Annotated in this window: 9 protein-coding genes; 7 read left to right on the plus strand and 2 right to left on the minus strand. The window is 65.2% G+C overall.

Going from position 1 to position 15,163, the window contains the following annotated elements; all coding sequences use genetic code 11:
• Window positions 1-7: 7 nt before the first annotated feature.
• On the minus strand, window positions 8-1,573 hold the full coding sequence (locus AC1DER_RS16160; protein WP_477244785.1) for a DUF4139 domain-containing protein: 1,566 nt from the start codon (window positions 1,571-1,573) through the stop codon (window positions 8-10).
• Window positions 1,574-1,611: 38 nt separating this feature from the next.
• Here AC1DER_RS16160 and AC1DER_RS16165 point away from each other — a divergent pair, with 38 nt between their 5' ends.
• From AC1DER_RS16165 to AC1DER_RS16185, 5 genes are all read left to right on the plus strand, one after another.
• Entirely contained in the window at window positions 1,612-2,067 is a 456-nt protein-coding gene (locus AC1DER_RS16165; protein ID WP_441815920.1) for a copper chaperone PCu(A)C, read from the plus strand.
• Window positions 2,068-2,171: 104 nt separating this feature from the next.
• Window positions 2,172-3,074 carry a cation diffusion facilitator family transporter gene (locus tag AC1DER_RS16170; protein ID WP_441815921.1) on the plus strand — a complete coding sequence of 301 codons (903 nt, stop codon included), beginning with the start codon at window positions 2,172-2,174 and terminating at the stop codon, window positions 3,072-3,074.
• 233 nt (window positions 3,075-3,307) lie between these two features.
• Window positions 3,308-4,708: a DcaP family trimeric outer membrane transporter gene (locus tag AC1DER_RS16175; protein WP_477244783.1), complete on the plus strand. Its 1,401-nt coding sequence runs from the start codon at window positions 3,308-3,310 to the stop codon at window positions 4,706-4,708.
• Window positions 4,709-4,848: 140 nt separating this feature from the next.
• The gene (locus AC1DER_RS16180) at window positions 4,849-7,155 is read left to right on the plus strand and encodes an Orn/Lys/Arg family decarboxylase (RefSeq protein WP_477244781.1); all 2,307 of its coding nucleotides are present in this window, start codon (window positions 4,849-4,851) and stop codon (window positions 7,153-7,155) included.
• Window positions 7,156-7,165: 10 nt separating this feature from the next.
• A complete protein-coding gene (locus AC1DER_RS16185; protein ID WP_441815924.1) occupies window positions 7,166-8,485 on the plus strand; it encodes an amino acid permease in 1,320 nt (439 codons plus the stop codon).
• A 58-nt stretch (window positions 8,486-8,543) separates the two neighbouring features.
• Here AC1DER_RS16185 and potE read toward each other — a convergent pair whose 3' ends face one another.
• A complete protein-coding gene (gene potE, locus AC1DER_RS16190) occupies window positions 8,544-9,896 on the minus strand; it encodes a putrescine-ornithine antiporter (protein ID WP_441815925.1) in 1,353 nt (450 codons plus the stop codon).
• Between the two features lie 533 nt (window positions 9,897-10,429).
• On the opposite strand from potE, the gene speC reads away from it, so the two are divergent.
• Window positions 10,430-12,679 (plus strand): ornithine decarboxylase, encoded by a 2,250-nt coding sequence (gene speC / locus AC1DER_RS16195; RefSeq protein WP_477244778.1) that lies wholly within the window; start codon window positions 10,430-10,432, stop codon window positions 12,677-12,679.
• 104 nt (window positions 12,680-12,783) lie between these two features.
• Window positions 12,784-15,135 (plus strand): Orn/Lys/Arg family decarboxylase, encoded by a 2,352-nt coding sequence (locus tag AC1DER_RS16200; RefSeq protein WP_477244776.1) that lies wholly within the window; start codon window positions 12,784-12,786, stop codon window positions 15,133-15,135.
• Window positions 15,136-15,163 lie beyond the last annotated feature (28 nt).

A 15,163-nucleotide genomic window follows, 5' to 3' on the forward strand; every position in this document is an offset into this window, starting at 1 on the left:
TTGTTGCTCATGGGTTGACGTCCTTGCTCCAGCGGTAGCGCACGGTATAGGTGAGTTTTGTTTCGCCGCCTGCCGGCACGGGCACTTCGAACTGCGCGTGGCTGGCGTCCTTCTTCTTCCCGGGCACGCTGCTGGCGACGAGTTCCCAGTCGCTCCAGCGCGGCAACGGTTCGATCACGCGAATGGTAGCGGCGGACGGCTTGCCGTTGGTGAGCGTGAGCTCGAAGGTCTCGGTGATGGTGCGGCCGCTGCGGTCCAGGCGGAAGTCGTTCTGCTCGCGTTCGGCGCGCAGGTCGAAGGCCTTGCCGACCTGCAGGCGGATCTCCTCGCCGGCGGCGGTGTGCGGCAGCATCGATTCGCCAAGGAAATCCTCGCCCAGGAATGCGCGAACGCGGCCGGCTGGCAGCGCCTCGCCGAGACCGGCCGCCTTGGAGTTGCGGATCGACACGGTGGTGGTGACCGGGAGCATTCCGGTCGTTCCGCGGTACGTCGGCGCGATCACCGGCTGCGGAGGCTGCCAGTCGCCTCCATCGGCCTCCACCACGTAGGCACGCTCGCAGGTAATCGACGGCCGCGGCGCGAACAACGGCACGCGTTCGTTGCTGCCATTGGCAAGGCGCACGCGACCGGGCAGGTCGTAGGCGTGGTATTCGCCGGACTGGCGCACCGTGGGCGGCGGTGGCGCAGGGGCGGGCGCGTTGCCCGCATAGGCGAACTGGTCCCTGACCGCGTTCACTGCCGCACCGTGTCGTTCAAGGTTGGGCTCGCCTGCGACCAGGCTCAGAGCGGCTTGGTCGAACGTGACGCCGGAACGATTGGCGATCAGCGCTGCGCCGTCGAGCGCGAGCAGGCAACCATCATCCTTGGTCACGGTGGCCAGGTACTCCGCTCGCCAGGCCATGCCGCCCATCGGATAGTTGAGGCGGAAGTCCGCATCGCCCGCGTGCGCGGCGGCCACCGTCCATTGCAGGCTGGCTTGTCGGGGCAACCGCGATTGCCCATCGACCAGGCTGAGGTTGTCGTAGTTGGGGATCACCTTGATGCGACCGTCGTCCAGCGCCAGGGTCAGTCCGCCGTCGGCCGACAACAGCGTGCCGGTGTCCGTCTGTTTGGCGCCGCCGGCCGTGTGTTCGACGGTGACCTTGCTCCCAGTTGCCTGACTCAGCGCGGAGGCGGCGCCCGCCAGGGCGGCAACATAACGCTGCCCGGTGATGGTGGCGCCGGGAGCGAGTGGCTGCAGGGTCGCCGCCTCGACGTCCATCGACGGCGGGATGTCGTCGGCCTCGATGGCGTTGTCGCCCTGCTTGAGGGTGCGATGCAGCCTGCGCTCGACCAGGGCGTAGCCGGGCATGCCCGCCTGCGGAGCGCCGTTGCCGGCCAACTGCTCGTAGCCGTCGCTGTAGACCGTCAGGCCTGTCTGCCCGTCGGCGCTCGAATCGCCGGGTGCTGCCACTTTTGCAGGTGCCGGTGCAGATCCGGACCGGGCGTCGCCACCGGCGGCATCGGGCACGTTGCCTCCGGAACAGGCGGCAAGCGAGCAGGCCAGGGCAAGCAGCGAGAGCGGATGTTTCATCGGCAACTCCTTCAGCATGTGGGCGGTATCATAGGCCGATGAACGCATCACGCCTCCGTCCGGGGTTACCGGTCCTGTTGCTGCTCCTGCTCGCCGCCGCTTCTTCCGTCGCCTTCGCGGGAGAGTGCAAGCCCGTGGTGCGCGACGGCTGGGTGCGCATGCCGCCGATGGCCATGCCGATGATGGCCGGATTCGGCCGCATCGAGAATGCGTGCAATACGCCGGTGACGATCGTTTCCGCAAGCAGCGCCGCATTCGGCGACGTGTCGTTGCACGAGACGCGCGTGGTCGAAGGCGTCAGCCGCATGCGCGCCTTGCCCGAGTTGCGCATCGCCGCAGGCGACGCCGCGGTGCTCAAGCCTGGCGGCATGCACCTGATGCTGATGCAGCCCAAGGCGGTGCTCAAGCCCGGCAGCAAGGTCGCCATCGAGTTCGTGCTGAAGGATGGCGGCAAGCTGCTGGGCGAATTCGTGGTCCGCGCCGCCGGAGAGTAATCCGCCGGGGCAGGGCGGCGCACGCAGCGACACTGGCGTCACGGGCCAGTGCAACACAATCCGGCACTTCCCACGATCCGACTCCGCCCGACCACGGAGATTCGATGGACACCCGCCCCGAGCAGCGCCTTCTCAAGCTTTCCATCGGCATCACGATTGTGGTCGGCGTCGTCGGCATCGCCAGCGGCTTGCTGGTCAATTCCGACGCGATCATCTTCGACGGCATGTACAGCCTGGTCGATGTGGTGCTGACCGTGGCATCGCTGAGCGTCTCGCGGCTGGTGGCTTACGAAGGCAGCCGCCGCTTCCAGTTCGGCTACTGGCACCTGGAACCCATGGTCGAGGCGTTCGGCGGCGCCACGCTGGCGTTGTCGTGCCTGTATGCGGCGTTCACCGCGATCATCGGCCTGACGTCCGGCGGCAACGAAGTGTCCTATGGCCTGGGTGCTATCTGGGCCGGCGTGCTGTGCGTGGTGGGCATGGGGATGTCGTTGTACATGCGCGGCCACGCGCGACGCCTGGGCTCCAATCTGCTCGCACTCGATGCACGCAGCTGGCTCGTCAGCGGCGCGCTCAGCCTGGCCCTGCTGCTGGGTTTCGCCATTGCCGTGTCGATGAAGGGATCGGGCCACGAAGACTGGGTGCCGTATATCGATCCGGCCATCTTGTTGTGCATCGCCCTGGCGATGCTGGCAGTGCCGATGCGTTCGACCTGGCGGGCGATCCGCGAAGTCCTGCAGGTCGCGCCCGGCGACCTCGATCGCGAGGTCAAGCAGGTCATGGACGAGGTCGTCGCCGAGCACGGTTTCCTCGCCTACTCCAGCCATGTCGCCAAGGTGGGGCGGGGACGTTTCGTCGAGATTCTGATCCTGTTGCCGCCCGACCATGAGATCGGGCCGATCTCCCGCGTCGATGCGATCCGCAGGGACATCTCCGCACGCCTGGATGCCGACGCGCCGCAGTTCTGGTTGACCATCGAGTTCACCGGCGATCCGGCCTGGATGTGATCCCGGCGTGAGCTGGCTGTATGCGCGACGCCATAACAGCTCGCGCCGTGAAGACATTTGTGAATCGAGCGTGGAGAAACCTCCTGTTGGAGGATCACGGCCGCTTCACGTTATGGCGCATTAAGTTATGCGCTCGCGCCCAACAGCCGCGCGAATCCAGTGGGAGGACAAGCATCATGCGAACCGATTTCGCAGCTTCCTCAGCGGCCGTCATCCTTGCAGGTTGCGCGGCGATGTCCGCGCAGCCGGTCCATGCACAGTCCAGCGCTTCGTCCGAGCAGATGAAGACCGAGATCGCGCAGATGCGACAGCAGCTGCAACAGCAGCAGCAGATGATGCAGAGAATGCAACAGCGCCTCGACGAACTTGAGTCCAGGGACGCGGCCCAGGCAAAGGCCGCGCCACCGCCGGCACCGGCCGCTGCGCCGGCGCCGCTGATCGCTTCGGCGACGGTGCCCGCGACCGAGCAGTCACGTGTGCACAAGCCACCGTCGGCGCTTCCAGCCGAGGAACCGTTGCCCGAGGGCTACGTCCAGCTCGGCGATACCGGCAACCTGATCAAGATCGACGTGGTCGCCCAGTTCGACATGATGTTCGACAACAAGTTCATGGGCGCCAAGGACCTGTTCGTGCCGTCGTCCATTCCGGTGCAGGGCCAGCCGTTCCACGACTCCGACTCGCGCAGCAACCTCAGCGCCAAGCAGAGCATCTTCCGCCTCGACTTCCGGCGCCAGACCGACTACGGCATGTTGAAGGTGGTCTACAAGAACAACTTCTTCGGCAGCGGCAGCGGCGACATGCCGTACAACATGCAGTACCTGTACGGCGAACTGGAGGCGAAGGACTATTCGCTGATCGCGGGCTACTACCTGTCCGCCTTCACCGACATCGACGCCTTCCCGAACACCCTCGATTACGAGGGTCCGAACTCCTTCACCTTCAAGTACACGCCGCAGGTGCGCTATTCGCCGATCGTGTACCGCTCCGGCGAAGGCAAGCTGACGATTCCGATGTCGGTGGAGAAACCCAATGCCGACATCGCCCTGATCGGCGATTTCGAGACCTACTCACGAATTCCCGACCTCACCCTCGGCCTGCGCTGGGAGACCCCGGACTGGCATCTCCAGTGGGCCAACCTGTTCCGCGACCTGGGCGTGCAGACGGCGATCGGGGACCATCAGCGCAACACGAATGCCTACGCCACCCAGCTGAGTTTCGCCGCCGGTGTGTTCGAGAACGACAGCGTCCAGGCGTGGGCCAGCTACGGCAAGGGCTATGCGAACTTCCTGCAGGACATCTCCGGTTTCGGGCTGGATGCGGCATTCAATGCCCAGGCCGAACTGGAAGCCATCGATGCCGGTGGCTGGGGCCTGGGCTACACCCATGGATGGTCCGACAACGTCAGTTCGAGCGCGTCTTACGGCTACCTGCGGATCGACCCGGACGAGGACATGCTGATCGATCCGACGCTGCCAAAGAGCACCCGCTTCGCCTCGCTCAACCTCGCCTGGCAGTTCAGCGAGCGGGCGATGTTCGGTGTCGAATACCTGTGGGGCAAGAACACCGATCTGGAGGATAACGACGGCGAGGCCCAGCGACTGCAGGCGACGCTCCGCTACGACCTCAATCCATGACACAAGCGCCTGCCGGCTGTGCCGGCTCCGCTGAGCCGGCCCTGCCGAGCTCGCCCCGCTGAGCTGACGGCGCGTCAGGACGACCGACATTCGCCGGACGCGGCCAGGCTGCGTCCTGTCCGTGAGCCAGGAGTGCAGCCATGCTTCAGCGCCGTGCCCAACGTCAGAAGTTCCGCGTCCTCATCGTCCACCCGAAGATCGGCACCGACACTGCCGGCGGACGGGCATGCAAGATGCTGGTCGACGAGTTCGACGACCGAAACGTCGAGACCGTGACGGCGACTCACGTGGAGGACGCGCGCGCCACGATCATTTCCGACGCCTCGATCCAGGCGATGTTGATCGACTGGTCGCTGCCGGATGGAGACGGCAAGGAGCGCAACAACGCCGCCGCGATCGACCTGATCACCACCATTCGCGCCCGCAACGAGTTCGTGCCGATCTTCCTGCTGACCGAGCGCGAGAAGGCGCGGTCGCTGACGATCGAACTGGTGCAGGCGATCGACGAGCTGGTCTGGCTGCTGGAGGACGCATCGACATTTGTCTGCGGCCGCGTCATGGCCGCGGTGGGCAAATACGTCGGTGGCCTGTTCGGCCCGCTGGTCAGCGCGCTCTACAACTTCAACCAGGTCCACGAGTACTCCTGGCATACCCCGGGCCACACCGGTGGCACCGCATTCCTCAAGCATCCGGCCGGGCGCGCGTTCCATGACTTCTACGGCGCCCATGTGTTCCAGACCGACCTGTCGATCAGCGTCGGCGAACTGGGCTCCCTGCTCGACCACACCGGGCCGATCGGCGCCAGCGAGAAGTACATCTCCACCGTGTTCGGTTCCGACCGCAGCTACACGGTGACCAACGGCTCCTCGACTTCCAACCGCATCATCTTCATGGCCTGCGTCCCGCGCGACAAGGTCGTGCTGTGCGACCGCAACTGCCACAAGTCGATCGAGCACGGCCTGACCATGACCGGCGGCGTTCCGCAGTACCTGGTGCCCTCGCGCAATCGCTACGGCCTGATCGGGCCGATCTACCCCGAGCGGCTGGCCAAGGCCTACCTGACCAAGGCCATTGCCTCCACGCCGATCAGCAAGGGGCTCAAGGACAAGCAGCCGGTGTTCGCGGTCGTCACCAACTCGACCTACGACGGCCTTTGCTACAGCGCCACGCGCGTGCTCGAGCAGCTTGGCGGCTGGGTCGATCGCGTCCATTTCGACGAGGCCTGGTTCGGTTACGCGCGCTTCAATCCGCTCTATGCCGGGCGCCTGGGCATGCACGGCAAGGCCGCCGACCACGACCGCAAGGGTCCGACAGTCTTCAGCACGCATTCCACGCACAAGCTGCTGGCGGCGTTCTCGCAGGCGTCCTACATCCACGTTCGCGACGGTCGCGATCCGATCCCGCATGCGCGTTTCAACGAGTCGTTCATGATGCACGGCTCGACTTCGCCGTTCTATCCGATCATCGCCTCCAACGAGATCGCCGCCTCGATGATGGACGGCGCCGGTGGCCTGGCGCTGACGCGCGAGAGCATCGATGAGGCGATCAGCTTCCGCCAGACCATCGGCCGCATCAACGCCGGCTTCGCCAAGAAGAAGGAATGGTTCTTCCGCACCTGGAACCCCGACAAGGTCAAGGTCGGCGGCAAGCGCGTGGCCTTCGAGGATGCGCCGCCGGAGGTGCTGGCGACCGATCCGTCGTGCTGGGTGCTGCACCCGGGCGATACCTGGCACGGATTCGACAAGCTCGAAGACGACTACTGCATGCTCGATCCGATCAAGGTTTCGGTGCTGACGCCGGGCATGGGCGACGATGGCGCCCTGCAGAAGCAGGGATTCCCGGCCTCGCTGCTGACCGCCTATCTGGACGCGCGCGGCATCGAGGTGGAGAAGACCAGCGACTTCGCCGTGCTGTTCCTGTTCTCTATCGGTATCACCAAGGCCAAGTGGAGCACGCTGCTGGCGGCGATGCTCGACTTCAAGCGCGACTACGACATCGACCAGTCGCTGAGCCGGGTGATGCCGAACCTCGTCAAGGATCATCCGGAGCGTTACGAAGGCATGGGCCTGCGCGCCCTGGGCGACCAGATGTTCGCCGAGCTGCGCAAGGGCGGGCAGACCGCGCATCTGCAGAAGGCCTATTCGAACCTGCCGGACATCAAGCTCTCACCAGCCGATGCCTACCAGGAACTGATCCTGGGAAAGGTCGAGCGGGTGCCGCTGCCCAAGCTTGCCGGCCGCACCGTGGCGACCAGCATCGTGCCGTATCCGCCGGGCATTCCGATGGTCATGCCAGGCGAGTCTGCCGGTGCCGCCAATGGGCCGCACATCGGATACCTCAAATCGCTGCAGGGATGGGACGCCGCATTCCCCGGCTTCGGGCACGACACGCACGGCGTGGAGGTCGAGGACGGCGAGTACTACGTTCAGTGCCTGACAACGGGCTGAGGCCACGTCCATGCATGGTGGCAACGGCAAGATGGGGTTGCTCGGCGCCTCCTCGCTGGTAGTGGCGAACATGGTCGGCACCGGGATCTTCCTGCTGCCGGCCAGCCTGGCCTCGATCGGCAGCATTTCGATCTTCGGCTGGATTGCGGCCGCAATCGGGGCCTCGGCTCTGGGACTGGTGTTCGCGCACCTGGGGATGGTCGACCCGAAGGCGGGTGGTCCGTACGCGTACGCGCGCGACCACCTGGGGCCGTTCGCGGCGTTCCAGACCAACCTGCTGTACTGGGTGGCCAATGTCATCGGCAACATCGCCATTGCGGTCTCGGTGACCGGCTACCTGGCCGTGTTCTTCCCGGTACTGGCCCACCCATGGCTCGCCTGCCTGTGCACCGCCGTGGTGATCTGGGTGTTCATCTGGCTCAACATGCGTGGCGCCAACGCGGTTGGCCACTTCACCGCGATCACCACCGTTGCCGGCATCCTGCCGATCGCGGTTATCGGTCTGCTGGGCTGGTTCTGGTTCCGTCCCGAGGTCTTCATGGCGGGCTGGAACCCCGGCGCGGTCCCGGCGCCGACGGCCATCACCCACAGTGCCTCCATCGCGTTGTGGGCGTTCCTGGGCGTGGAGAGTGCGGCGGTCTCGGCGGGCGTGATCGAGAACCCGAAGCGCAACGTGCCGCTGGCCACCATCATCGGCCTGGTGGTGTCGACGGTGATCTATGTCGTGTGCTGCACGGTGATCATGGGGTTGCTCAGCAACGAGCAGCTGAAGGCGTCCGGCGCTCCGTTCGCGGACGCGGCGCGGGTCATGCTGGGGCCGTGGGGCGCCATCGTCATTTCGCTGGCGGCAATCGCGAAGGCCGCCGGCGCGCTCACTGGCTGGATCCTGATCGTGGCGCAGTCGGCCCAGGCGGCGGCCGAGGACGGGATGTTTGCGCGCGTGTTCGCGATCAAGAATGCGCGTGGCATGCCGGCGCGCAACCTGATCATCACCGGTGTGCTGATGACCGCGCTGCTGGTGCTGACGGTGTCGCCGACGGTGGCGGACCAGTTCACCCGCATCACCAGCGCCACGGTCGTGCTCATGGTCATTCCGTACGTCTATTCGGTGGTGGCGATGTGGCGGCTCAACGCCACTCTGGATCTTCCGGCAGCACGACGGGGTCTGCTGGCCGTGGTCGGGCTGCTGGCCTGCGTGTACTGCGGTGGGGTGATCCTCGGCCAGTCCGCGGAGCTGGATCGAAATGCCTTCGTGGTGCTGGTGCTGACGATTCCGTTCTATGCGCTGGTGGGACGCAGCGCGGCGAGGGTGGGGGCCAAGTTGCCCTGAGCGCCTTGAGCCTCTCTCCCGCGTGCGGGAGAGAGGCTGGGGTCAGGGCGCGTGAACGTCAGGTCTGGAACGACTTGCCCGGGTTCGGCACGTGCGCCTCGTTCTCCATGCGGTAGAAGCGGTTGGCGGCGAAGAAGCCAAACAGCGTCCAGCCCAGGAAGATGCACAGGCCGCCCAGCACGATGGCCTCGGTGCCCGAACTGTAGAGGGCATAGAAGCTGTAGACCGTTGCGATCAGGGCGACGAAGTTGGTCAGCCTCGCCTTGTCCTTGGGAATGTTCGACACGTTCTGGATGGTGACGATGGCCGCCATCGACATCACGTACGGCACCAGGTTGGTGACGACCGCGAGGTTTACCACCTTGCCGAACGTCTCGCTCAGCTCGGGGCTGGCGGTCATCAACGCCAGCGCGGTCTGGACGGCCAGCAGCACCAGCATGCCGACGATGGGCGTGCCGATCTTGGTGACGCGGCTGAAGATCGGAACGAAGTAGCCGACGTCGGCCGAGCTCTTGAACACCTGGGCGACGGTGAACTGCCAGCCCAGCAGGGAACCGATGCAGGCGATGACCATCAGCGCGGTCACGGTCTGGCCAATGCCCGGGCTGAACATATGGGAGTAAGCAAGCCCGAACGGCGCGCTCGACTTTGCCAGCTCCGCGTTCGGGATGATGCCGGCGATGACGTTGGTCGACACGATGTAGACCACCGCCGCGCCAATGGTCGCCACCAGCACGGCGATCGGCACGTTCTTCTCGGGATTCTCGACCGCGTCTGCGTTGGCGCAGGCCGATTCCAGGCCGAGGAACGCCCACAGGGTGACCGAGATCGAACTGCCCACGGCGGCCCAGAAGCCCATGTCGTGGGGGTTCCATGCTGCCGACCAGGTGCTGGGGCTGAACCAGAACCAGCCGATCAGGCAGATGAGAACCACCGGCAGGATCACGCCCCACACCGTCACGGTACCGATCTTGCCGGTGATGCTGGCGCCGCCGAAATTGGCGAACGTGGTGATCCACAGCAGGACGATGGTCCAGAAGCAGGTCTGCATCGGGCTCAGCGTGGCGCCGAACAGCACGGTGGCATATCCCACGGCGGTGACGCCGATGGCGACGTTGCCGATCACCAGAGACAGGCCATAGGTGTAGTTCGCCATGTAGTTGCCGCCCTTGCCGAAGGCGTACTCGGCGTAGCCGCCCATGCCGCCTGGCTTCCTGCTCAGGAAGCCGCAGCGGGCGAACACGTAGGCGAGGGCAAGCGAGCCGCCGGCGGTGAACAGCCAGGAGAAGATCGTGATGGTGCCGATCTCCGCCAGTTTGCTTGGCAGCAGGATGATGCCAGAGCCCATCATGTTGACCAGCGTGATCACAGTCAGCTGGAACACATTCATCTTCTTGTGGGACTCGCTCATGACAGGCTCCGTGAAAGGGTTCGGAACTTCAGGCGTTGCAAGTCGTGCCTCTTGTGCATCCGCGGGAGCTGCGTCCGGGGCGGATCGTCGTGCGCTGGCGGCAGTGCGGATTCAAGAATGTTCGGTGCGCGGCGGAAATGAATGCGCGTGCCCAGGTCGGCGGGGCCGGTTACCGCCGACCGCACCGGCCGTACGCGGCGGCAAGGCCACTGGCGAGCAGTGAGTCCCCCGTTTAGGACAGCGATCGCCGCGAGGTTTTCATAGCGTTCGTAACGCTCGCGTGAAGTCTGGAGCCGCTTCATTCCGCCCGGACGAACGGTAATTATCACCGAGGCGAAACGCTCGCAAATGACGTGTTTCGGTGCGAGCATCTGCGGGCCGGACCAGGCGCGATAGAGCACGGGCACTCTGCGGCGGTCGCCGTCAACGACTCTGTTTCTTGGCAATGGTGTCAGCCGATGCCGCGCGATGCGCGATGGTCCGCTGGCTGCTGTCGACAAGCTCGCCGGAACACTGGAGAAGAGGACGCCGCGATGAGTATTCCCCTTGAACGCTTCTTCCGCATCCTGGTGGTGGGCGAGCACAGTGGCGTCGTCGCCCAGGTCATCGAGGACGAACTGCATTTCCCGGTGACGTCGATAGATTCCGAGCAGATCGCAACGGCGATCCGTGGCGGCGTCGACCTCGGCGCGATCATCTGCGCCCGCGCCGACACACAGGCGGTGGTCGACGCGCGTGAAGAGCGCGGCCTGCGCATGCCGATCTTCATGATCAGCGGTCGCGATGACGAAGCGCTCGCCGAGCCCTTCCTGAAGTCGCTCGACGGAGTCCTCATCGCCGACCTGGAAACGCGCGACTTCTACGAGAAGCGCCTGGTCGCATCCATCGAGCGCTATGCGGCGAGCCTGCGCACGCCGTTCTTCGGCGAGTTGATGAAGTACGACTACGACGCCAACCGCACTTGGGCGTGCCCGGGCCACCAGGGCGGGCAGATGTTCATGCGCCACCCGGTCGGCCGGCTGTTCTACGAGCACATGGGCGAGAATGTGTTCCGCGACGACATCTGCAACGCGATGGTCGCGCTGGGCGACCTGCTGATCCACGAAGGACCGGCGCTGGCGGCGCAGCAGGCTGCCGCCAGGGTGTTCCAGTCCGACCGGACCTACTTCGTGCTAAACGGCACGTCTTCGTCCAACAAGGTCGTCAACACGTCGCTGCTGCGCAGCAAGGACGTGGTGCTGTTCGATCGCAACAACCACAAGTCCAACCACCATGGCGCGCTGCTGATGGCCGGCGCGATTCCGGTCTACCTGGAAACCGACCGCAATGGCTTCGGCATGGTCGGACCGATCGACTGGTCGGCGTTCGACGAGACAGCGATCCGCGACAAGCTCAAGCATCATCCGCGACTGGCCGGCACCGATGTGTGGAAGCGCGAACGCCCGATCCGGGTCGCGATCATCGAACAGTGCACCTACGACGGCACCGTCTACAACGCCCGCAAGGTACTGGAGAAGATCGGCCACCTGTGCCAGTACATCCACTTCGACGAAGCCTGGGCCGGGTTTGGTGCGTTCCACCCACTGATGAAGGACCACTTCAGCATGGGCCTTGCACTGGATGGCGATTCACCGGGCATCATCGCCACGCAGTCGACGCACAAGCAGTTGGCCGGTTTCTCGCAGGCCTCGCAGATCCACGTGCGCGACGAGCACATCCGCGACAAGCCATTCCGCGTCAACCACAAGCGCTTCAACGAGATGTTCATGCTGCAGGCGTCGACGTCGCCGTTCTATCCGCTGTTCTCCAGCCTCGACGTCAATGCGCAGATGCACGCCGACAAGGCCGGGCAGGTCCTCTGGGACGACATGGTCAAGCTCGGCATCGAGGGCCGCAAGGCGGTGCGCAAGCGCTTCTCCGGCTTCATCGATCCGTTCGTGCCGGACAAGGTCGAGTACCAGGGCAAGTCCGTTGCGTGGGAGGACGTGCCGACCGCGGTGCTCGCGCGCGAGCAGGCCTACTGGCAACTGGCCCCCGGCGCGAGCTGGCACGGCTATCGCAACCTCGGCGAAGACGCGGCGATGGTCGATCCGACCAAGCTGATGCTGACCACGGCCGGGATAGACGTAGCCACGGGCAACTATGCCAAGAGCGGTGTGCCGGCCACGATCCTGGCCAACTTCCTGCGCGAGAACAACGTCATCCCGGAGAAGAACGATCTCTACAGCATCCTGTTCCTGATGACCCCGGCGGTGGGCGAGGGCAAGATGGCGATGCTGCTGGCCGCGCTTGAGCGTTTTCGCGACCACTACGAGGCGGACAGCCCGCTGGCCGCCGTCGTGCCCGGGCTCTACCAGCGCAACGAGGCGCGCTACCGGGACTACTCGCTGCGCCAGATCGCGCAGGAGATGCACGACTACTTCGTTGCCAGGAACATCAAGGAGCTGCAGCGGCTCAGCTTCCGCTACGAATCCTTCCCCGAACAGGCCATGCCCGCGCGGGAAGCGAACGAGGCGCTGGTCGGTGGCGAAGTGGACTTCGTGCCGATGAGCGAGGTCTCCGGCCGGGTCGCGGCCACGCTGGCGCTGATCTATCCGCCGGGCATCGGGATCATCATTCCCGGCGAACGCTACGACGCCAAAGCCCAGCCGATGATCGACTACTTCCTGGCGTTCGAAGAGAACTGCAACCGCTTCCCGGGCTTCTCCTATGAGGTCCAAGGGGTGTACCAGGTGCACGAGGAAGGGCGCATCCGCTTCTACACCTACGTCGTGCAGGAGTGAGGCAAGCCCGGATGCGCCCCGGCTTCATCCGGAATTTACGCGGCGTGGGATGAAGTCGCCGCGGTACCCCCGTCATCGTCAGCACCACTTCGAGAGGAATCGCCATGTCCATGACCAAGCCCTGGGTGCTGTACGTCACGACCGATCTTCCCGACCAGGGATCGGCCTACGCGCTCGCGCTGGCACGGCTTGGGCAGGCGGTCCAGGACCAGGGCATCGAAGTGTTGCGCGCGCACAGTTGCGAGGACGGGCTGATCATCGCCCGCGGTTCGGCGTCGTACTCGTGCGTGGCCATCGACTGGGACCTGGGTGAAACCGCAGGCATGAGCGAGAAGCCGGTGCTGGAGATCATTCGCGCGATACGCGAGAAGTCGCTGCGCATCCCGATCTTCCTGCTCAGCCGCGGCGTCACCACCCGAAACCTGCCAATGAGCGTGGTCCGCGAGGTGCGCGAGTACGTCAACCTGATCGGCGAGACACCGGAGTTCTTTGCCAAGCGCGTGCGCTTCGCCATCGACGACTACCACAGCGGCATGCTCCCGCCGTACTTCAAGGCGCTCAAGAAGCTGACCGAAGAAGGAACCTACCAGTGGGACGCGCCGGGCCACATGGGCGGCGCGGCCTACCTCAAGCATCCGGCGGGCGCAGAGTTCCACCGCTTCTTCGGCGAGAACATCATGCGTGCCGACATCGGCATCTCCAATGTCGAGCTGGGCTCGTGGCTCGACATCGAAGGGCCGCCGGCGGAGTCGCAACGCATGGCCGCGCGTGTGTTCGGCGCGGACTGGACGTTCTACGTGCTGGCGGGCTCGTCGGCGTCCAACCGCATCGTCGTGCAGGCGGCGGTCGGCAATGACGAGATGGTGGTAGTCGACCGCAACTGCCACAAATCGCTCAACCATGCGATGACGCTTGCCGGTTCGCGCCCGGTGTACTTCCAGCCCAGCCGCAACGGCTACGGCATGATCGGCCTGATTCCGCCCAAGCGCTTCTCCAAGGCGCACATTGCCAAGCTGGTCGCCGACTCGCCGCTGACGGCCGGTGCGAAGTCAAGCGCGCCGGTGCATGCGGTGGTCACCAACCCGACCTACGACGGCATGCTCTACAACGTCGACAAGGTCGCCGAGATGCTGGGCGAGAGCGTGCCGCGCGTGCACTTCGACGAGGCCTGGTACGCGTACGGAAAGTTCCATCCGTTGTTCAAGCACCGCTTCGCGATGGGCGTGCCGCGGGACATGAAGAACCGGCCGACGGTCTTCGCGGTGCAGTCGACGCACAAGATGCTGCCGGCGTTCTCGATGGCGTCCTACATCCACGTCAGCAACAGCGAGCGCGGCAAGATGGAGTGGGCCCCGATCAAGGAGGCCTTCATGATGCACGGCACGACATCGCCGTTCTATCCGCTGATTGCATCACTGGACATTGCCAGCGCGATGATGGACGAGCCCTCGGGCAGCGCGCTGCTGCGCGAGACCGTCAGCTACGCGGTCGAGTTCCGCAAGGCGGTGGCCTCGGTCAACAAGCGCTTCAAGGAGGAGGGCGAGTGGTTCTTCTCGTTGTTCCAGCCCGACCAGGTGCCGGTGGGCAAGAAGAAGGTCGACCTGGCGGACGCGGCAACCGACGTGCTGTGCAACGATCCCGCATGCTGGACGTTGCGCGCAGGCGAAAGCTGGCACGGCATCCCGGACGAGGTTGTCGCCGGCGACTTCTGCATGCTCGACCCGACCAAGGTCACCATCCTGTGCCCGGGTACTGATGCGAAGGGCAAGATCGCCAAGCGCGGCATCCCCGGCACGATCCTGTCGAAGTTCCTTGACGCGCGCCGGCAGGAGATCGCCCGCACCGGCGACTACACCGTGCTGGTGCTGTTCTCGGTCGGCACCACACAGGGCAAGTGGGGCACGCTGCTGGAAACGCTGATGGCGTTCAAGCGGCTGTACGATCGCAAGGCGCCGCTGGAAGAAGCATTGCCCGAGCTGGTCCACGCCTATCCCCAGCGCTACGGCGGCATGACGCTGCCGCGACTGTGCGACGAGATGCACGAGGTCATGACCGAACTCGACCTGCAGGCCATGGCCAATGCCGCCGGCGAGGTGATTTCCGAACAGGTGCTGACGCCTTCGGAGGCCTACCAGCAACTGATCCACGGCAAGACCGAGGAAGTGCGCGTGGCCGATCTGCCCGGGCGCGTGGCGGCATTGATGATCGTGCCGTATCCGCCGGGCATCCCGGTGCTGATGCCGGGCGAGCGGGTCGACCGCAAGGGCGGCACGATCGTGAAGTTCCTCATCGCAGTCGAAGCGTTCGGCAAGCGTTTCCCGGGATTCGGGCGCGAAGTGCAGAACGTTCACCCGGACGAGAATGGCGACATGTGGGCCAAGGTCACGCTCGAGGGCGCTGCCGGGAAGGCCGACAAGGCACCCAAGCCGGGCAAGAAGGCGGGGCGCAAGCACTAGATCGCCTGGGCGGGTCTGAGGGCGCCTG

Source organism: Lysobacter sp. 05T417, assembly GCF_056396405.1.